Source organism: Bacillus sp. N5-665, from assembly GCF_022637375.2.
GTDB lineage: Bacteria > Bacillota > Bacilli > Bacillales > Bacillaceae_G > Bacillus_A > Bacillus_A wiedmannii.
Window position 1 is genome coordinate 1,147,196 of sequence record NZ_CP093325.1, and the last position, 18,685, is coordinate 1,165,880.

At 36.4% G+C, this 18,685-nt stretch carries 18 protein-coding genes and 1 tRNA gene; 13 read left to right on the plus strand and 6 right to left on the minus strand.

The window, feature by feature from the left end; translation table 11 throughout:
- Positions 1-140 precede the first annotated feature (140 nt).
- Both MNO09_RS08325 and MNO09_RS08330 read left to right on the plus strand, forming a co-directional pair.
- Positions 141-848, plus strand: coding sequence for a tRNA (adenine(22)-N(1))-methyltransferase (locus MNO09_RS08325; protein WP_001006530.1), 708 nt, complete (start codon positions 141-143; stop codon positions 846-848).
- On the plus strand, positions 845-1,966 hold the full coding sequence (locus MNO09_RS08330; protein WP_000036228.1) for a Nif3-like dinuclear metal center hexameric protein: 1,122 nt from the start codon (positions 845-847) through the stop codon (positions 1,964-1,966). The genes MNO09_RS08325 and MNO09_RS08330 overlap by 4 nt, the downstream gene beginning before the upstream one ends.
- A 40-nt stretch (positions 1,967-2,006) precedes the next feature.
- Here the strand turns inward: MNO09_RS08330 and MNO09_RS08335 are convergent, their stop codons facing one another.
- Positions 2,007-2,957, minus strand: a complete 951-nt coding sequence (locus MNO09_RS08335) for a 4-hydroxy-3-methylbut-2-enyl diphosphate reductase (protein WP_000706674.1) — start codon at positions 2,955-2,957, stop codon at positions 2,007-2,009.
- 89 nt (positions 2,958-3,046) lie between these two features.
- Positions 3,047-3,787, minus strand: coding sequence for a VrrA/YqfQ family protein (gene vrrA, locus MNO09_RS08340; RefSeq protein WP_000484131.1), 741 nt, complete (start codon positions 3,785-3,787; stop codon positions 3,047-3,049).
- 180 nt (positions 3,788-3,967) lie between these two features.
- Here vrrA and MNO09_RS08345 point away from each other — a divergent pair, with 180 nt between their 5' ends.
- Positions 3,968-5,278: a DEAD/DEAH box helicase gene (locus MNO09_RS08345; protein ID WP_000194012.1), complete on the plus strand. Its 1,311-nt coding sequence runs from the start codon at positions 3,968-3,970 to the stop codon at positions 5,276-5,278.
- A 191-nt stretch (positions 5,279-5,469) separates the two neighbouring features.
- Positions 5,470-6,366: a deoxyribonuclease IV gene (locus MNO09_RS08350; protein WP_000912444.1), complete on the plus strand. Its 897-nt coding sequence runs from the start codon at positions 5,470-5,472 to the stop codon at positions 6,364-6,366.
- Positions 6,367-6,392: 26 nt separating this feature from the next.
- Here the strand turns inward: MNO09_RS08350 and MNO09_RS08355 are convergent, their stop codons facing one another.
- A complete protein-coding gene (locus MNO09_RS08355; protein WP_001048965.1) occupies positions 6,393-6,647 on the minus strand; it encodes a DUF2624 domain-containing protein in 255 nt (84 codons plus the stop codon).
- Between the two features lie 149 nt (positions 6,648-6,796).
- On the opposite strand from MNO09_RS08355, the gene MNO09_RS08360 reads away from it, so the two are divergent.
- The 4 genes from MNO09_RS08360 (at position 6,797) to MNO09_RS08375 (ending at position 10,102) form a co-directional block, all read left to right on the plus strand.
- On the plus strand, positions 6,797-7,675 hold the full coding sequence (locus MNO09_RS08360) for a YitT family protein (RefSeq protein ID WP_000435954.1): 879 nt from the start codon (positions 6,797-6,799) through the stop codon (positions 7,673-7,675).
- Between the two features lie 396 nt (positions 7,676-8,071).
- Positions 8,072-8,842: a metal ABC transporter ATP-binding protein gene (locus tag MNO09_RS08365; protein WP_001059649.1), complete on the plus strand. Its 771-nt coding sequence runs from the start codon at positions 8,072-8,074 to the stop codon at positions 8,840-8,842.
- Positions 8,842-9,675, plus strand: a complete 834-nt coding sequence (locus MNO09_RS08370) for a metal ABC transporter permease (RefSeq protein ID WP_000613831.1) — start codon at positions 8,842-8,844, stop codon at positions 9,673-9,675. Before MNO09_RS08365 ends, MNO09_RS08370 begins: the two co-directional genes overlap by 1 nt.
- 13 nt (positions 9,676-9,688) lie before the next feature.
- Positions 9,689-10,102, plus strand: a complete 414-nt coding sequence (locus MNO09_RS08375) for a Fur family transcriptional regulator (protein WP_001054512.1) — start codon at positions 9,689-9,691, stop codon at positions 10,100-10,102.
- 79 nt (positions 10,103-10,181) lie between these two features.
- Here MNO09_RS08375 and ispG read toward each other — a convergent pair whose 3' ends face one another.
- The 3 genes from ispG to MNO09_RS08390 all read right to left on the minus strand — a co-directional run bounded on the left by ispG (position 10,182) and on the right by MNO09_RS08390 (position 12,647).
- On the minus strand, positions 10,182-11,285 hold the full coding sequence (gene ispG, locus MNO09_RS08380) for a flavodoxin-dependent (E)-4-hydroxy-3-methylbut-2-enyl-diphosphate synthase (protein WP_075308387.1): 1,104 nt from the start codon (positions 11,283-11,285) through the stop codon (positions 10,182-10,184).
- A 164-nt stretch (positions 11,286-11,449) separates the two neighbouring features.
- Positions 11,450-11,815, minus strand: coding sequence for a protein YqfZ (gene yqfZ / locus MNO09_RS08385; protein ID WP_000825407.1), 366 nt, complete (start codon positions 11,813-11,815; stop codon positions 11,450-11,452).
- Between the two features lie 73 nt (positions 11,816-11,888).
- Positions 11,889-12,647 carry a DUF1189 domain-containing protein gene (locus MNO09_RS08390; protein WP_000021902.1) on the minus strand — a complete coding sequence of 253 codons (759 nt, stop codon included), beginning with the start codon at positions 12,645-12,647 and terminating at the stop codon, positions 11,889-11,891.
- 242 nt (positions 12,648-12,889) lie between these two features.
- Here MNO09_RS08390 and MNO09_RS08395 point away from each other — a divergent pair.
- From MNO09_RS08395 to phoX, 5 genes are all read left to right on the plus strand, one after another.
- Positions 12,890-12,963 (plus strand) — tRNA-Ile (locus tag MNO09_RS08395).
- Positions 12,964-13,184: 221 nt separating this feature from the next.
- Positions 13,185-13,796 (plus strand): superoxide dismutase [Mn], encoded by a 612-nt coding sequence (sodA, locus tag MNO09_RS08400; RefSeq protein WP_001052034.1) that lies wholly within the window; start codon positions 13,185-13,187, stop codon positions 13,794-13,796.
- A 116-nt stretch (positions 13,797-13,912) separates the two neighbouring features.
- Positions 13,913-15,190 (plus strand): MFS transporter, encoded by a 1,278-nt coding sequence (locus MNO09_RS08405; protein ID WP_000871366.1) that lies wholly within the window; start codon positions 13,913-13,915, stop codon positions 15,188-15,190.
- Between the two features lie 109 nt (positions 15,191-15,299).
- Positions 15,300-17,426: a peptidoglycan D,D-transpeptidase FtsI family protein gene (locus MNO09_RS08410; RefSeq protein WP_070169123.1), complete on the plus strand. Its 2,127-nt coding sequence runs from the start codon at positions 15,300-15,302 to the stop codon at positions 17,424-17,426.
- A 330-nt stretch (positions 17,427-17,756) separates the two neighbouring features.
- On the plus strand, positions 17,757-18,674 hold the full coding sequence (gene phoX, locus MNO09_RS08415) for a phosphate ABC transporter substrate-binding protein PhoX (RefSeq protein ID WP_070169122.1): 918 nt from the start codon (positions 17,757-17,759) through the stop codon (positions 18,672-18,674).
- The last annotated feature ends 11 nt before the right edge of the window (positions 18,675-18,685 follow it).

Genomic DNA, 18,685 nt, shown 5'->3' on the forward strand with positions numbered 1-18,685 from the left:
TATGCAAAGGGCTTGTTTTTCTATATTTTCTAAAATACGATGAGTGATAGAGAATGGAATTGTTGTTATAGGCTTGCAACAACTACTATAAATTCATTATCATGGAGACAGACTGACAAGAGAAGGAGTAATGGAAATACATGAATGAAGTAAAGCTTTCAAAACGATTAGAAGAAGTTGTGCGTGAAATACCGGCAGGATCTACAGTTGCTGATATTGGATCGGATCATGCGTATTTACCGTGTTATACAATTATAAATAATATTGCTACAAAAGCAGTTGCTGGAGAGGTTGTAGATGGGCCATTTCGCTCTGCGCAAGCAACTGTAGCTGAAAGTGGCTTACAAGATAAAGTAGATGTGCGTAAAGGGAATGGATTAGCTGTTATCGCGCCAGGAGAAGTAGATGTAATTACGGTTGCTGGAATGGGCGGAGCGTTAATTCGTGACATTTTAGAAAGTGGTAAAGAAAAATTAGAAGGGGTAACTCGTTTAATTTTACAGCCGAATATTGCAGCGCATCACATTCGTGAATGGTTTATTGAGAATGGATGGGAGCTTATCCATGAAAAAATCGTAAAAGAAGATGGGAAAATTTACGAGATTTTAGTAGGCGAGCGAGGAAACATTGCGGTGCCTTATTCTGAAAATAAACAAGCGGAATTATTTATGGGACCATTCTTAATAAAAGAAAAAGGGGAGGCTTTTGTTGAAAAATGGGAAGGGGAATTGAAAAACTTCCAAAATATTTTAAAGCAGTTAGAACGTGCGGCTGATTCTGAAGAAACAAAAGCGAAGCGTGCGGAAGTAGAAGCGAAAATGAAAATGATACGGGAGGTTTTATCATGAGTAAAATTCCAAATGGCCATGAAATTATTTCTTTATTTGAAAGTATGTATCCGAAGCATTTGGCGATGGAAGGGGATAAGATTGGCCTGCAAATTGGAGCGCTTAATAAACCCGTACAACACGTATTGATTGCGTTAGATGTAACGGAGGAAGTTGTGGATGAAGCAATTCAATTAGGGGCGAATGTCATTATTGCACATCACCCTTTAATTTTTAATCCGTTAAAAGCGATTCATACAGATAAAGCGTACGGAAGAATTATTGAAACGTGTATTAAAAATGATATTGCCATTTATGCAGCACATACAAATGTGGATGTTGCTAAGGGCGGGGTAAATGATTTACTTGCTGAGGCGTTAGGATTGCAAAATACAGAAGTTTTGGCACCGACATATGCAGAAGAAATGAAAAAAGTTGTTGTGTTTGTGCCAGTAACTCATGCAGAAGAAGTACGAAAAGCATTAGGAGACGCAGGTGCTGGTCATATCGGCAATTATAGCCACTGTACGTTTAATAGCGAGGGTACAGGCACGTTTGTACCTCAAGAGGGAACAAATCCTTATATCGGGGAAACTGGGCAGTTAGAACGCGTAGAAGAAGTGCGAATCGAAACGATAATTCCAGCTTCACTACAACGAAAAGTGATTAAAGCAATGGTAACTGCACATCCATATGAAGAAGTAGCATATGATGTGTATCCACTTGATAACAAAGGTGAAACATTAGGGCTTGGAAAAATAGGATATTTACAAGAAGAAATGACACTTGGACAGTTTGCGGAACATGTAAAGAAAGCATTAGATGTAAAGGGTGCACGAGTAGTTGGGGATTTAAATGATAAAGTGCGCAAAGTAGCTGTACTTGGTGGCGATGGTAACAAATACATCAATCAAGCTAAATTTAAAGGAGCGGATGTATATGTAACAGGTGACATGTATTATCATGTTGCTCATGATGCGATGATGCTCGGTTTAAATATAGTTGACCCAGGACATAACGTTGAAAAAGTAATGAAGCAAGGTGTACAAAAGCAATTACAAGAAAAAGTGGATACAAAGAAATTCAATGCACACATTCATGCTTCGCAATTACATACAGATCCATTTACATTTGTATAAGAAAAATAAAAACCGTTGCTCGTATAGGCAACGGTTTTTATTATTGTTCTTTTTTCACTTTTACACGAGGTAATATTTTTTGTAACGGTACTTTTCGAACTCTCTCCCATGTAGCGGGATTCATTGGATCATATTGATCTAAGAAAGCGATAACTTCTTTCGTAATTGGCGTTGGAGTAGAAGCACCTGCTGTAACAGCTACGTTTTCTACACCTTGTAGCCATTCTAATTTAATCTCACTTACGTCTGCAACACGGTATGCTTTCGTACCAGCGATTTCTTGTGATACTTGTGCTAAACGGTTTGAGTTGTTACTTTTCGGATCACCGACAACAATTGTTAAGTCTGCAACATCAGCTTGTTTAGCGACAGCTTCTTGGCGAACTTGAGTTGCTAAACAAATTTCCTTATGGAATTCTGCTGTTGGGAATTTTTTCTGAATGTCCTCCATTAAATGTTGAACATCCCATTGGCTCATCGTTGTTTGATTTGTAACTAAAATTTTATCTGTTGGAATTTCTAATGTTTTTAAATCATCAGCTCTTTCGATAAGGTGAACGATGTCAGGTGCAATACCAACTGCGCCTTCTGGTTCTGGATGATTTTTTTTGCCGATATAAATGACATGGTAACCTTCAGCTTTCTTTGCTTCAATAAGGTCATGTGTTTTTGTAACATCTGGACAAGTGGCATCGATTGTCGTTAAACCTTTTTCTTTTGCACGTTGTTTAACTTCTGGAGAAACACCGTGTGCAGTGAAAATAACAGTACCAGATTCGATTTTATCTAAAATTTCTAATCGACTTGGACCGTCTAATGTAATGATGCCATCTTCTTCGAATGCATCTGTTACATGTTTGTTGTGAACAATCATACCTAAAATATAAATAGGTCTTGGTAATGATGTATCTAATGCGGCGTTACGTGCAATAACCATCGCGTCCACAACACCGTAGCAATAACCACGAGGGGAAATTTTAACAATTTTCATATGAGTAATCCTCTCCTTCTAAACAAGGGATACTTTTGTGCATAGTCTTTTACATTATAAAGGAGGAATGGATAGAAAACAAAGGATTGTTACACATATAGTTTTGGTTTTGTTGCTATTTTTTGAACAGGCTCCTCTCGTAATTCTTTTTCTATGACAGGCTCAATCACTATTTTTTTTCTTTTTCTTTTTTTTTGTGGAGGAGGCGGAGTTGCTACCTCAACCTTTTCTGTTATGTCTTCAGTTGGATTTTCAGTGGGATCTTCTTCCGTACTTTTTCCAGAGGTGAGGATTTTAACAATGCTTGGTAGGTTACGCATAATAGGACCGTACTGTTCGACGACAGGGCTTACAGATTGAACGACTTGGGATACTTTTTCAATATTGTTTATCATATTAGTTGGATTCGAAATTAAATTTGCAAAAAAACTGCCGATGCCGCTACTTGATGCTGCTGTAGTTGCTGCACCGCCGCGCGTTTCATTTGATTCATACATTTGAGGGGGGATCATTTGCTCTGGATGTTGCTGCATGTATGGTTGATATTGTTGTGAGTATTGCTGCGGATATTGTTGTTGGTATTGGTATTGTTGTTGATATTGGGGCGGCGGTTGCTGGTGCTGGTGCATCATTGGCGGCGGTCCATCCATTTGTCGATAAGGTGGAACCATTTGCATGAAAGGCTCGGTTGGATCGTGTTTTTTAAAGAGTTTAGCAAGGAACCCTTTCTTTTTTTGTGCCATCGGTGGTAGTTGTGGAATTGGATATGGTGTATAAGGTTGCTGTCCTTGATTCGGATACATTTGCCTAGTATGGGATTTTGGAAACATGTGAGAAATCCTCCTTTCTTCAGTTAGGTATATACACATACAATATGCAATAAGAGGGAAGAAGGTTAGTTTTTGAAGTAAAAACCTAAACTAAAGATGGATTTTACTTGTAGATTTCGATATAATGTAGACTTGACTGATTTGTGCGCGCAGTAGAAATTTAGAAAGAAGGTGTAACTTATGACACAACAAACTTTTACACAGTATGATTTTAAACCATTTTTAATAGATGCAGTTCGTGAACTACGCTTTACAGAGCCGACAGGAATTCAAAAGAAAATTTTCCCGGTCGTGAAAAAAGGTGTAAGTGTAATTGGACAATCCCAAACAGGTTCTGGGAAAACACATGCATACTTACTTCCTACATTGAACAGAATTAATGCAAGTCGTGAAGAAGTACAACTTGTTATTACAGCGCCTACTCGTGAGTTAGCACAACAAATTTACGAAGAAATCGTGAAATTAACAAAGTTTTGTGCGGAAGATCAAATGATTACAGCACGTTGTTTAATTGGTGGAACTGATAAACAACGATCAATTGAAAAGTTGAAAAAACAACCTCATATTGTAGTTGGAACACCAGGACGTATTAAAGATTTAGTAGAAGCGCAAGCATTATTTGTTCATAAAGCAAATACTATTATTGTCGATGAAGCAGACTTAATGCTTGATATGGGATTCATTCATGATGTAGACAAAATTGCATCACGCATGCCTAGAAACTTGCAAATGCTAGTTTTCTCTGCAACAATTCCTCAAAAACTAAAACCGTTTCTTAAGAAATATATGGAGAATCCAGAGCATATTCATATTAATCCAAAACAAGTTGCGGCTGGGAATATTGAGCATTATTTAGTACCTTCTAAACATCGTAACAAAATTGATTTAGTGAACAAAATGTTGCTACAATTTAAACCGTATTTAGCAGTTGTTTTCACGAATACGAAGAAGATGGCGGATCAAGTTGCTGACGGATTAATGGAACGTGGCTTAAAAGTTGGACGAATTCACGGAGATTTATCACCGCGTGATCGTAAAAAAATGATGAAACAAATTCGTGATCTTGAATTCCAATATATTGTTGCAACTGATTTAGCAGCACGTGGTATTGATATTGAAGGAATTAGTCATGTTATTAACTACGAACTTCCATCAGATTTAGATTTCTTCGTTCACCGCGTTGGAAGAACAGCACGTGCGGGGCATTCAGGTATTGCAGTGACGATTTATGATCCAGCAAACGAAGAAGCGTTAGATAGTTTAGAAAAACAACGTCATATTGAGTTCAAGCATGTAGAGTTACGCGGAGATGAGTGGGCGGATTTAGGTGAACGTCGTCGTCGTAAGAGCCGTAAAAAACCAAATGATGAACTTGACGTTATGGCAACGAAAGTTATTAAAAAGCCGAAAAAAGTAAAACCAAACTATAAACGTAAACTTGCAACAGAACGTGACAAAGTGAAGAAAAAATATAGCAATAAAAAAAGATAAGGGGAGCCCCCTTATCTTTTTTTATCCGGCTATTTGCGGGATAATAATCAGTGGGGAATGGAAAAAACACTGATTAAAGTTTCGGTGTAGCTAGTTACAATTTGCGTAGTGTTTTAGGAACAAGCAATTCACTACATATTTCTACAAATTATGCTATCATTATATCTATTGTATATTGAAGAGGTGATTGTATGTTAAAGATTGGATCTCATGTTTCCATGAGTGGTAAGAAAATGTTATTAGCAGCAAGTGAAGAGGCTGTTTCATACGGTGCAACGACGTTTATGATTTATACAGGTGCGCCGCAAAATACACGAAGAAAACCAATTGAAGAATTGAATATAGAAGCAGGAAGAAAACATATGGAACTAAACGGTATTGAAGAAATTATCGTACATGCGCCATATATTATTAATCTTGGGAATACGACGAAGCCAGAAACATTCCAATTAGGTGTAGACTTCCTTCGCATGGAAATTGAAAGAACATCGGCATTAGGTGTAGCGAAACAAATCGTTCTTCACCCAGGAGCGCACGTTGGTGCAGGAGCGGATGCTGGTATTCAACAAATTATTAAAGGGCTTAATGAAGTATTAACGCCAGAGCAGACGGTTAACATTGCGTTAGAAACGATGGCAGGAAAAGGAACAGAATGCGGTCGTAGCTTTGAAGAAATTGCAAAGATTATTGATGGTGTCAAATATAATGAAAAATTATCAGTATGCTTTGATACGTGTCATACGCACGATGCAGGATATGATATTGTAAATGATTTTGACGGCGTATTAAACGAATTTGATAAGATTGTTGGTATGGATCGTTTGCAAGTACTTCATATTAATGATAGTAAAAATGTATGCGGCGCAGGAAAGGACCGTCATGAAAATATCGGCTTCGGTCATATCGGTTATAAAGCGTTACATCATATTGTGCATCATCCGCAGTTAATGCACGTACCAAAAATTCTTGAAACGCCATATGTAGGTGAAGATAAAAAAGATAAGAAGCCACCATATAAATTAGAAATCGAAATGCTGAAAAATGGTACTTTTGATGAAGGGATTCTTGAGAAAATTAAAGCGCAATAAGCAATAAGGAGGGGATTTTCCCCTCCTTATTTTAGTAGTTGCTGAAATAAAGTATTTACTTGTTGGGCAGTAGCAGGGGAGGTTACTTTTGCTATTTGTTTTAAGAGCTCTAGCCGTTCGTCATTATCGTAAATGTTAATATTCTTACCTTTCATAAGTAAAACAATTTGATCCGCTTGTGCAGTCGTAATAGAAACTTCATACTCTTTACTATATTTCAATAACTCTTTTGTAGAAATATGATTTAATTTTTTATTTACAAGTTGTTTAATGAGGTTCATTGAGTTATCCTCCTTCACACGTTCTTCTATCGAAATATATGAGTACGTAGCTTGTACATATTCGCGTAGAGTTTCTTTTTTCATGAGAAAAAGAAGCGTATGTTATAATATAAGGACAAAACTATAGAAAAAGAGTATAAGGAGGACTTATGGAACAAAAGCAACATCGAAAAGAAAGTGTTATCCATCTTATTTATCGTTTAGTTATGATTATTTTTGGGGCAGCATGCGCAGCGGTAGCGATTGAACTATTTTTAATGCCAAATAAAATTATTGATGGTGGAATTATTGGTATTTCTCTTATATTAGATTATCTTACTCCTAATATTTGGTGGTTAAGTTTCTCTACTTTAGTCGTTATTCTCAATATCCCATTTATGTATTCAGGTTATAAGCAAATCGGAAAAACATTCATGCTATCTTCGGCTTTCGGTATTGTAGCTTTAGCGTTTATTGAATCAACGTTACATGCTGTTCCGCCATTTACAACAGAGCCAATTTTAGCAACAGTGTTTGGGGGTCTTATTTTAGGTATTGGTGTAGGGCTCGTTATTCGCCATGGTGGATCAATGGACGGAACAGAAATCATGGGTATTTTATTAACGAAGAAATTGCCTTTCTCTGTTGGCGAATTTGTAATGTTTGTGAACTTATTCATTTTTGCATGGGCAGCATTTGTATTTGGTGTTGAACAAGCTATGTATTCTGTTATGGCGTACTATATCGCCTTCAAAACAATTGATACAGTCATTCAAGGTTTAGATGAAACGAAAGCAGTTTTAATTGTATCAGATCAATATGAGGAAGTATCAAATGCGATTTTGCATCGTCTTGGTCGTGGAACTACAAAGCTTGTAGCGAAAGGCGGTTACACGGATAAAGAAAAAGAAGTTATTTATGCAGTTGTAACACGTCTGGAAGTGACGAAGTTAAAATCAATTGTGTATGAAATTGATGCGAATGCGTTTGTTACGATTATGAGCACACAAGAGACAAATGGTGGAAAGTTTAAATCGGCTATTCACTAAAAAACATGTATCCCGCTATTTGATGGCAAATAATCAGTAGGGGATGGCCTCATCTGATTAAGGTTTCATTTTATCCCGCTTTAATGGGCAGTAAGACCCCCACCTCAAAATGCAGCGAAAGCAAAGAAGTTAGATGGGGGATCAACTGCCCATAAAAGTCCGATTGGTTCAACTAATAATCAGTGGGGGATGAAGAAAACCCCACTGATTAAAGTTTCACTTTATAGGAATACTTTTCGAAAGCAGAGAATTTTTCTCTGCTTTTTGTTATAATAGTAAGGTTTCTTGAAAAAATTGATATATTTTAGGCAGATTGGTTTACAACTATAATAAGCTGTACTATAATTCAAATAGATATAAATCGGAATCATTCTGAATTAAAATAGGTGAGATGATATGAATAATATATTAGAAATAGAAGGATTGTCATTTCGATATGAAGATCGAAATGTGTTAGAAGATATTAATTTGCAAGTTCCGAAGGGAGCTTTTTTAGGTTTAGTTGGGCCGAATGGTTCTGGGAAATCAACTTTGCTAAAATGTTTATTAGGCGTTTTAAAGCCAAAACAGGGAAGTATTCGTTTGTTTGGTGTTGATAGTAAGAAGTTTAAAGAATGGAACAAAGTTGGTTATGTGTCGCAAAAGGCAAATAGCTTTAATTCTGGTTTTCCGGCAACTGTTTTTGAAGTTGTATCAATGGGACTTGTTTCTAAAAAAGGGCTGTTTCGCTTTTTCACGAAAAACGATAAGGAAAAGGTAGAAAAAGCGATTGCTGATGTAGGGATGAGTGAGTTTCAAGGGCGCAATATCGGAGAACTTTCTGGTGGACAACAACAGCGTGTATTTATTGCTCGTGCGCTCGTTAGTGATCCTGAATTACTTATTTTGGACGAGCCCACTGTTGGAATAGATGTGAAGAATGTAGAAAGTTTTTATGAGATATTAGAGGATTTAAACAAAAGGTTAGGAATCACATTAATTCTCGTTACTCATGATATGGGAGCTGTTACTGAGAAGGTAACACATGTTGCATGCTTAAACCAACATCTACATTTCCATGGAAATGTAGAGAAGTTCCGAGAGTTAGAAGATGCAGAAATGTCCGTCTTATATGGACATCATGTTCATCGTTTAGAACACGAGCATGAGCATCACGGGAGGATATAATGATACAAGATTTTTTACAATATGACTTTTTACGTAACTCTTTATATGCAGGGGTTTTAATAGGACTTGTTGCACCACTTATCGGTGTATTTGTTGTCATTCGCCGAATGTCGCTTATTGCGGATGCATTAAGTCACGTGACATTATCGGGTATTGCTGCAAGTTTACTACTAGAAAAAACAATTTTCACAGGAGGATTTTTAAATCCGTTATATATGGGAATGATTTTTTCTATTGGTGGGGCGTTACTAATTGAAAAATTACGTACTGTATATAAACATTATCAAGAATTAGCAATTCCGATTATTCTTTCAGCAGGAATGGGGATTGGGGTTATTTTTATATCACTTGCAAATGGATTTAACACTGATTTATTTAGTTATTTATTTGGGAGTGTAAGTGCTGTAACAAGTACGGATTTAATAATCATCGGCATTGTAGCAATTGTTGTTATTGTAACGATCACTTTATTATACAAAGAGTTATTTTTACTATCGTTTGATGAGGAATATGCTGTATCAACCGGTTTGAGTGCAAAGTGGATTCACTTTATTTTCATTATATTGGTTGCTCTTGTCATTGCAGTATCAATGCGTGTAGTAGGGGTTCTTCTCGTATCATCATTAATGACGTTACCAGTTGCAGCAAGTATTCGTATTGCGAATGGATTTAAACAAACAATTTTCTTTTCCATTTTATTTGGTGAAATTGCAGTAATTGGTGGAATGTTTGCTTCATATCAACTTGATCTAGCACCAGGTGGTACAATTGTTATGATAGCAGTTCTTATTTTAATTGGTGCGATTTTATGGAAAAAGAAAAAAACTGCATAAAGTAGGGATAGATATGAATCTAACAGAAGCTTTACGCCTAATGAAAGATAAAGGATACAAACATACTGGGAAAAGGGAAGAAATGCTCAGGTTATTTGCAGCTCACAATCGTTATTTAACGGCGAAAGACGTTTTAGAGCATATGAAGGATGATTATCCAGGTCTTAGCTTTGATACGATTTATCGTAACTTAACGGTGTTTGCTGAAATCGGTGTTTTAGAACAAACGGAATTAAATGGTGAAAAACATTTTCGTTTTACATGTTCTATTATGGAACATCATCATCATTTTATTTGTTTAGATTGCGGGGGGACGAAAGAGATTACTTCCTGCCCGATGGATTTTATGAATAAAGATTTTAACGGTTATGAAGTAACCGGGCATAAGTTTGAAATATACGGCCGTTGTCCAAAATGTGCAAAATAAGAACTCGTCGGTTACGTAACTGACGAGCTTTTTTACGTAAAAAAGAAGGTTGCCCACAAATATTGTGGCAACCTTCTTTTTATTGTTCTTGTGTTTCTTTTTCTTTTTCTCGTTCAGCAGCCATTTCAGCAGCAATTACATCGATTTCTTTTTTCAGTTCTTCTACCATTATTTCTTCTGGTACTTTACGAACAACTTGCCCTTTACGGAATAATAATCCTTCTCCACGTGCACCGGCAATACCGATATCAGCTTCACGAGCTTCACCAGGACCGTTTACAGCGCAACCAAGTACTGCAACTTTAATCGGTACTTTTAGTGTAGAGATGTATTCTTCCACCTCGTTAGCGATGCTAATTAAATCAATTTCAATACGACCACAAGTTGGACAAGAAATAAGTGTTGCTGCATTAGATGCAAGACCGAATGACTTTAATAGTTCACGCGCAACTTTTACTTCTTCAACTGGGTCAGCACTTAATGAAATACGTAGTGTATTTCCGATGCCTTTATTTAAGATTGCGCCAAGACCAGCGGCACTTTTTACAGTTCCGGCAAATAATGTTCCGGATTCTGTAATACCTAAATGTAATGGGTAATCAAAAGCACGAGCAGCTTTTTCGTATGCTTCAATTGCTAAGTTAACATCAGAGGCTTTCATAGATACGATAATATCGTGGAAATCTAAGTCCTCTAAAATTTTAATGTGATGTAGGGCGCTCTCGACCATACCATCTGCAGTTGGGTATCCGTACTTTTCTAAAATGTGACGTTCTAATGAACCTGCGTTTACACCGATACGGATTGGAATACCGCGTTCTTTTGCTGCATTTACAACAGCTTCTACTTTATGGCGACGACCAATGTTACCTGGATTGATACGTACTTTATCAATGCCACCTTCAATTGCTTTTAAAGCAAGGCGATAATCAAAATGAATATCAGCAACAAGTGGAATGTTGATTTGTTTTTTAATATCAGCAATAGCATTTGCTGCGCGTTCGTCTGGAACAGCAACACGGACGACTTGACAGCCAGCTTCTTCTAAACGCTTAATTTCAGCAACTGTTGCTTCAACATCATGTGTTTTTGTTGTTGTCATACTTTGTATAATTAATTCATTATTACCGCCAATTGTTAAATTACCGACTTTAACTGGACGTGTTTTTGTACGATGAGTCATTTCATTCACGAATAGATCGCTCTCCTTATAAAAGAAGTTTCTTATTTAGTCCCTCATATCAATGAAAGTATACGTGATACAGGGCTATAGAAACCGAAGTGCTCGGTTTCACTTTTACTATTGTATCAGCGCCTTTATGTAATTGACAAGGATTAAGTAATTGCTTATTGATATAACGGGAATTTATAAGACTTTCCAATTTGTATTTTTGTAGCAGATGTACTTTTGTTTAGTTGTTTAAAGTCATCAATTACCTTTTCAATGGAAGGGATTTTTTTCTTATTAATTTGTTCGGTAATAGAAAGAACTGTCTCACCTGTTTTGACTTCAATTGTTTTATAAGTTACATCTGTTTCTTTTTCTGCTTTGTTCTCTTTCTTTTGTTTTGTATCTGTACTTTCTTGTTTTATCGTTTGGGCCGCATTTGTTTTTTTATATGAACTTAACATCGGTAAAGTGCCGATTTTTATATCGTAATAAAATATATAACCAAGAACAAGCACGAATAAGAATATACCTAATCTCTTCATATTCTTCACTCCTTTGCTAGGAATATATGCTTGTCCAAAAAAAAAATGCCTATTTAGGCATTTTTTTTCGTTCTTATTTTTCTTTCGGTTTTGGAACTTCTTTAATCGTTAAGTAAAGAACAATTAAAACAACTGCGATATAAATGAATGTTGAACCAGGTACAACAATTTTGAATAGATCCATAATCATAAAGAAGATTGTTGGAATTGTGTAGCTGTACGCAGTTAACGTCCATACTTGCTTATAAGATAATTTACGTTGACCGCTCATAGCAGAACCAATAAACGCAAGTAAAGTAATTCCTAAGAAAGTAATAAACAATTGGAATAGGTATACTAACACGCCGATAACAGCTAGTAAAATTGGATAAATACTATCGAATACAGAAATGAAATCTTGCAAATCTTTCTTCTCAAGAGATGTCCCTAATAAATCATTATAGGAGTATGTTTGTGTTTGACCATTTCCTATAGAAACTACTTTATCTTTTAAAATAAATAAACCAGTTTTGTTTTGATATGTTTCTATATCTGTTGTATTGGGATCAAATACGAAAAGAGCATCTCCCTCTTCCTTTAGAATAGGTTGTTCAATATCTGCTTTTAGTTCACCGTTTTCGATTTTAAAATCAGGTAAATCTTTTTCGATTGCTTGATTTACCATGGTAACACTATCTTGAATAAAGCTACCGTAAAAGAATGTTCTTGGAATAGTAGTGATTAGACAAAGTAGCATAATATACAAAATGGTTTTTCCGATTTTTTGAAAACGGAATAGCGCCATATCTTTAGGCGAATATACGCTTTTTGCTAATTGGGTAAATATGGACATAGATTCACTTCCTTTATGTATGTATAAAATCATTGTAACGTAGGAATCTAGAGAATCTCAAGATATATTATATTTACATATAGTGGAGATAACTAAATTTCTTTTTATTAATTTTCTTCTTTTATATGAGAAAAATACAATTGACACTTTTCTTTGCCATATGGTAAATTTATCTTACATTTCTTAAAGGATATATCTGATAGGAATTCCTTTATTTGATATGTTGTTACATACATAATTGTGGACCCTTAGCTCAGCTGGTTAGAGCAGACGGCTCATAACCGTCCGGTCGTAGGTTCGAGTCCTACAGGGTCCATATCCATTTCACATGTTTATTATGTTAGTGGGAAGCTTCCTTGTAGAAGGGAGCTTTTTTTACGGAATATATGAGCATTTTAATTGAAAAGAAGTGGGATTTTTGCTACGTTAATGATAGCAAGACAATGTGATTTATTTGTTTGCACCCTATGGCAATTAGGGTAGAATGAAGTTGTATGTCACTTAAGTGGCAATACATAAACTGGGAGGAATATAACAATGGCAAAACACGAATTACCAAATTTACCTTATGCGTATGATGCTTTAGAGCCTCACTTTGACAAAGAAACAATGAACATCCATCATACAAAACATCATAACACTTACATTACAAACTTAAACGCTGCTTTAGAAGGTCATGCAGAATTAGCTGACAAAAGCGTAGAAGAATTAGTTGCAAACTTAAACGAAGTACCAGAAGCGATCCGTACAGCAGTACGTAACAATGGTGGCGGACATGCTAACCATACATTCTTCTGGACAATCTTATCTCCAAACGGCGGCGGACAACCAGTAGGCGAACTTGCAACTGCAATTGAAGCGAAATTCGGTAGCTTCGATGCATTCAAAGAAGAATTCGCAAAAGCTGGGGCAACTCGTTTCGGTTCTGGTTGGGCTTGGTTAGTAGTAAACAATGGTGAGTTAGAAGTAACAAGCACGCCAAACCAAGATTCTCCTCTAACTGAAGGTAAAACTCCAGTTGTAGGTTTAGATGTTTGGGAACATGCTTACTACTTAAATTACCAAAACCGTCGTCCTGACTACATCGGTGCATTCTGGAACGTTGTAGATTGGAACGCTGCTGAAAAACGTTACCAAGAAGCAAAATAATTGTAATAACGATAGAAAAAGCTAGGAGAATGCTCCTAGCTTTTTTCTATGCTTTCCTTTTACATAATTGGGCTTGTCTTTGGAAGACTAGAACATGAAGTAAAGGAGAGTTGTGTATGAAGTGGAAACATATAATTGGTGACGTTGAAGTGAATCGGGATTTAGTGTTGTTGCTCCTTATTGGAGGTTTATACACGCTCGCAATTTCTTTATCGAATACGTTTGTTAACATTTATTTATGGAAACAAACACAAAATTATGTGAATCTTGGCTTGTATAATTTGGCCAGCGTTGTATTACAGCCTCTCACATTTCTTATAGGTGGGAAATTAGCGAAGCGTATTGATCGCTCAATCTTGTTACGAATAGGCGTAGGCACGTTAGCTATTTTTTTTATCGTTGTTTTAGTAGCGGGAAAAAGCGCTTCTCACTATATTTTATTAATGGGGGCTCTTTTAGGAGTCGGATATGGTTTTTACTGGCTCGCGTTTAACTTATTAACATTTGAGATTACAGAACCAGAAACAAGAGATTTCTTTAATGGGTTTCTTGGACTTCTTACATCCTTCTCTGGCATGATTGGACCGATAGCAGCTGGATACACAATTTCACGTATGGAAAAATGGAGTGGCTATACGGTCATATTCTTTCTTTCGTTACTGTTGTTTGCAATTGCTGTCATTTTAAGCTTTTTTGTATCTAAGAGAGAATGTGAAGGACGGTATGAAATTGTACAAGTATTGAAAGAGCGGCAGATTGATAAAAATTGGGGAAGAATTACACGTGCTCATTTTTTCCAAGGGTTGAGAGAGGGAACGTTTATTTTTGTGATTTCCGTATACGTGTATTTAGCGACGGATAGCGAACTCGCCTTAGGAAAATATAGCTTAGTAAATTCTGCTGTATCATTTGTATGTTACTACTTAGTCACTCGTATGTTAAAGAAAGAGTGGCGGAAAAAAGCAATTTTGCTTGGAGGCATTATTTTATATGCTGTCGTATTTTTAGTTATATTCAATGTTACATACGCAAAATTACTTATTTATGCAGCGTGTATTGCGGTTGCATACCCTATTTTGCTCGTTCCGTACGGATCCATGACATATGATGTAATTGGCAGAGCGAAAAATGCGAGAGAGTGGCGTGTAGAGTATGTAGTTGTCCGGGAATTATGGTTAAATGCAGGAAGAATTTGTTCGATTTTAAGTTTTTTATGTGCTGTATTATTCTTTCCGCCTGAAAAAAGTTTGCCTTACTTATTATGTATTTTAGGTGCAGGACATTTCCTTATTTATTTTGCAGTTAAAAATGTCAAATATGATGAGGAAAATGCGAGTAAAACAAGTGTTGTAACGCAAGCGACTGCGCAGAATCAAACAGAACCAGAAGGTTAACTTCTCGGTTGTTTTATGCTAGAATAGAAAAAGATGTAAGACAGCAGTGAGGACACCTGTATGAAGGTGTCCCTTTCACATTACATAGCTGTTGGTAGAGGGGGTTTGTATGAGCAAGAAGCAGAAACAACAAAAGAAAAAGACTCACGTTCCTTTTCGGTTAAACGTGCTGTTTTTCTGCGTGTTTTTAATGTTCTCCGCGGTTATTGTAAGGCTTGGATATGTACAAATTGTTCGCGGTGAGGAATATAAGAATGAAGTGGAGAGGAAAGAAAACTCGACGATAAGTAATCCTGTACCACGTGGGAAAATATTTGACCGTTATGGGCGAGCTGTAGTAGATAATGCAGCTGTTCGTACGATTACATTTACAAAAATGAAAGGATCAACTGCAGAGGCTCGTTTAGAAACAGCGAAAAGGCTAGCAGAGTTGATTGAAGTACCGACAGATAAATTAACAGATCGTGATAAAAAAGATTATTGGCTTGCTATGCATAAAGAGGAAGCGAAAGAAAAAATTACGAATAAAGATCGTCAAGAGTTAAAAGATAAAAAAATTGACGATAAAGAATTAGATGAGCGTCAACGAAGTCGCGTGACAGAAGAAGAAGTGAATCAATTATCCGCAAAAGATTTAGAAATACTAGCGATTAAAAGCAAAATGGACGGCGGATATGCAATGACACCACAAGTTATAAAAAAAGATGCTACAGAAGAAGAATATGCGATTATTAGTGAAAACCTAGCAGCATTACCGGGTGTAGATACGAATGTTGATTGGGATCGAAAATATACGTATGATGATTTATTCCGAAGTGTACTTGGCGGGGTGTCAACGTCTGATGAAGGGTTACCGAGAGAAAGGCTAGATTACTATCTTGTTCGTGATTATAATCGAAATGACCGCGTAGGGAAAAGTTATCTTGAACAGCAATATGAAGATAGCCTACACGGTACGAAAGCAGAAGTGAAAAATATTACAGATAAAAACGGTAATATTTTAGAAACGATTAATGTCGCACAAGGACAACGAGGTAATGACCTGAACTTAACAATCGATATGGAATTACAAAAACGTGTAGAAGAAATTATCACTAAAAATTTATTGAAATATAAAGGGGGACAACCTCTTTTAGATCGTGCATTCGTTGTAATGATGAATCCGAAAAATGGTGAAGTTTTATCTATGGCAGGGAAACAGTTAGTGAATGAAAATGGCGAAACGAAAGTACAAGATTTCGCCTTAGGAACGATGACAAGTTCTTATCCGATGGGATCAACTGTAAAAGGTGCGACAGTACTTACAGGGTATCAAACAGGTGCGATTCAACCAGGTTCAGTTCAACTCGATGAACCAATCGTATTGAAAGGAACGCCGAAAAAATCTTCTTGGAAGACGATGGGGTATATTAATGATCTGACAGCGTTAAAAATGTCTTCTAACGTATATATGTTCAAAACAGCGATGAATCTCGCAGGTGTTCAATATGTGAGAGGTGGTACGTTAGATATACCACAAAAAGCATTTGATACGATGCGTTATTATTTCGGACAGTTTGGACTTGGTGTGAAAACAGGTATTGATTTACCGAATGAATCTGCGGGTCAAATAGGTAAGGGAACTCAGCCAGGTTTCCTATTAGATTTATCAATTGGACAGTACGATACGTATACACCACTTCAATTAGCACAATATGTTTCAACAATTGCAAATGGTGGTTACCGTATGCAGCCGCAAGTTGTAAAGGAAATTCGTCAGCCGGCAGCGAAACCAGAAGAAACTGGAAAAGTTGTTCATTCAATGGAACCGAAAGTACTAAACCGTATTGATATGCCTGAATCACAAATTAAACGTGTTCAGGAAGGATTTAGACAAGTATTTAACGAGTCTAGTGGTACAGCTTCGAAATACTTTGCAGGTGCACCTTATAAAGCTGCTGGTAAAACAGGTACAGCTCAAACTGTGTATGGCGGAGATAAAGAGATTGGTAGAAAGGCAAACGGTGAGCGTAAAGAAACATATAACTTAACGTTAGTAGGCTATGCGCCACTTGAAGATCCTGAAGTAGCATTTTCTGTTGTTGTACCTTGGGTAGATGATAAATCAGGTATTAACGGATATATTAGCCGTGACATTATGGACGCGTACTTTGATTTGAAAAAAGTAGAAAATGGCGAAGTTTCAAAAGATGAAATAGATAATAAAAAGAAAAATAGAGATCAAGATGACGAATAAAAAAGTTGTAAAAAAAGCACACTATCTGAAAAGATAGTGTGCTTTTTTTTATGATTCATGCATACGTTTTAATAAGGCGGACAAGCATATTATATCGAAAAAATAAGAGATCTCACAAATGATACTTACACAAGCCTCTAGAGGATAACGATTTTATGAGCCAATCATTAGTGAAGATGAACGATGGCTACGGATTAAAGTTTTACTTAATGTTGATTCTTGTGGAACTTTACAAAACTTTTACAAACAATTAAAACCGAATTAATAGTTTAGCAGTATTCTTATATCTGTAATCCTGTTATTTCCGGTTACTTCTAGGAGGAAGAACACGTGAAATGGATAAGTGCATCGATTAAAGTTTTCATACTGTCGACTTGTTTCCTTTATGTTGGCACGTCTACTGTATTTGCTGTGAATGAAATGGGAGAAGTGAGAGTTGATGGATCCTCAACAGTTTTTCCTGTTATAGAAGCAGTAGCGGAGGAATATACAAAGGTGCATCCAAACGTGAAGATTTCCATCAGTGTTTCTGGAACAGGAGGAGGATTTAATCGTTTCAGTAAAGGAGAAGTAGATATAAATAATGCTTCGAGAGCAATGAAACAAGTAGAAGAAAATGAAATGAAGAAAAACTCCATTCAGTTTACACCGTTTGAAGTCGCTTACGATGGTCTTACGATCGTTGTGAATCACCAAAATACTTGGGTAGACAATATGACGGTAGACGAGTTACGTCTATTATGGAGTGAAGATGAAAGCGAAAAGCGATGGTCACAAATTCATTCATCATGGCCACGTGAACAGGTGAAGTTTTATGCGCCAGGTGTAGACTCTGGTACGTATGATTATTTTCAAAATGTCATCTTACAAAATAGTCGCATTGTAAAAAAAGTCTCTTTGTCTGAAGATGATCAAGTTATTATGCAAGGGGTAATGAATGATAAAAATGCCATTGCTTTTGTAGGATATGCTTATTATATGGCCAATCGAGATAAGGTGAGAGCAATAAAAGTGAATGGTGTACTTCCGACGAAAGATACCATTCAATCAGGTAAGTATAAGCCATTATCTAGGCCACTATTTGCTTATGTGAATGATGCATCTATCCGAAATAAAATGAATGTAGCAAATTATATTGAGTTTATGATTCAGCATGTTGGTAATCTCGCTGAAGAGGTTGGATATGTAAAATTACCAAAAGAAAAATACAATGAACAGCTGCGGATGTTAACAGAAATAAAAAGGTAATGTCAGGGTGG

Excerpts from the sequence above, each read along its gene's own strand:
- MNO09_RS08405 (WP_000871366.1), top strand. The coding sequence starts at position 13,913 with ATGAAGTGGAAACATATAATTGGTGACGTTGAAGTGAATCGGGATTTA.
- MNO09_RS08325 (WP_001006530.1), top strand. The coding sequence starts at position 141 with ATGAATGAAGTAAAGCTTTCAAAACGATTAGAAGAAGTTGTGCGTGAA.
- MNO09_RS08355 (WP_001048965.1), bottom strand. The coding sequence starts at position 6,647 with ATGAACCTCATTAAACAACTTGTAAATAAAAAATTAAATCATATTTCT.
- MNO09_RS08410 (WP_070169123.1), top strand. The coding sequence starts at position 15,300 with ATGAGCAAGAAGCAGAAACAACAAAAGAAAAAGACTCACGTTCCTTTT.
- ispG (WP_075308387.1), bottom strand. The coding sequence starts at position 11,285 with ATGACTCATCGTACAAAAACACGTCCAGTTAAAGTCGGTAATTTAACA.
- MNO09_RS08335 (WP_000706674.1), bottom strand. The coding sequence starts at position 2,957 with ATGAAAATTGTTAAAATTTCCCCTCGTGGTTATTGCTACGGTGTTGTG.
- MNO09_RS08365 (WP_001059649.1), top strand. The coding sequence starts at position 8,072 with ATGAATAATATATTAGAAATAGAAGGATTGTCATTTCGATATGAAGAT.
- MNO09_RS08350 (WP_000912444.1), top strand. The coding sequence starts at position 5,470 with ATGTTAAAGATTGGATCTCATGTTTCCATGAGTGGTAAGAAAATGTTA.
- MNO09_RS08370 (WP_000613831.1), top strand. The coding sequence starts at position 8,842 with ATGATACAAGATTTTTTACAATATGACTTTTTACGTAACTCTTTATAT.
- vrrA (WP_000484131.1), bottom strand. The coding sequence starts at position 3,787 with ATGTTTCCAAAATCCCATACTAGGCAAATGTATCCGAATCAAGGACAG.
- MNO09_RS08360 (WP_000435954.1), top strand. The coding sequence starts at position 6,797 with ATGGAACAAAAGCAACATCGAAAAGAAAGTGTTATCCATCTTATTTAT.
- sodA (WP_001052034.1), top strand. The coding sequence starts at position 13,185 with ATGGCAAAACACGAATTACCAAATTTACCTTATGCGTATGATGCTTTA.
- MNO09_RS08330 (WP_000036228.1), top strand. The coding sequence starts at position 845 with ATGAGTAAAATTCCAAATGGCCATGAAATTATTTCTTTATTTGAAAGT.
- yqfZ (WP_000825407.1), bottom strand. The coding sequence starts at position 11,815 with ATGAAGAGATTAGGTATATTCTTATTCGTGCTTGTTCTTGGTTATATA.
- MNO09_RS08375 (WP_001054512.1), top strand. The coding sequence starts at position 9,689 with ATGAATCTAACAGAAGCTTTACGCCTAATGAAAGATAAAGGATACAAA.
- MNO09_RS08390 (WP_000021902.1), bottom strand. The coding sequence starts at position 12,647 with ATGTCCATATTTACCCAATTAGCAAAAAGCGTATATTCGCCTAAAGAT.
- MNO09_RS08345 (WP_000194012.1), top strand. The coding sequence starts at position 3,968 with ATGACACAACAAACTTTTACACAGTATGATTTTAAACCATTTTTAATA.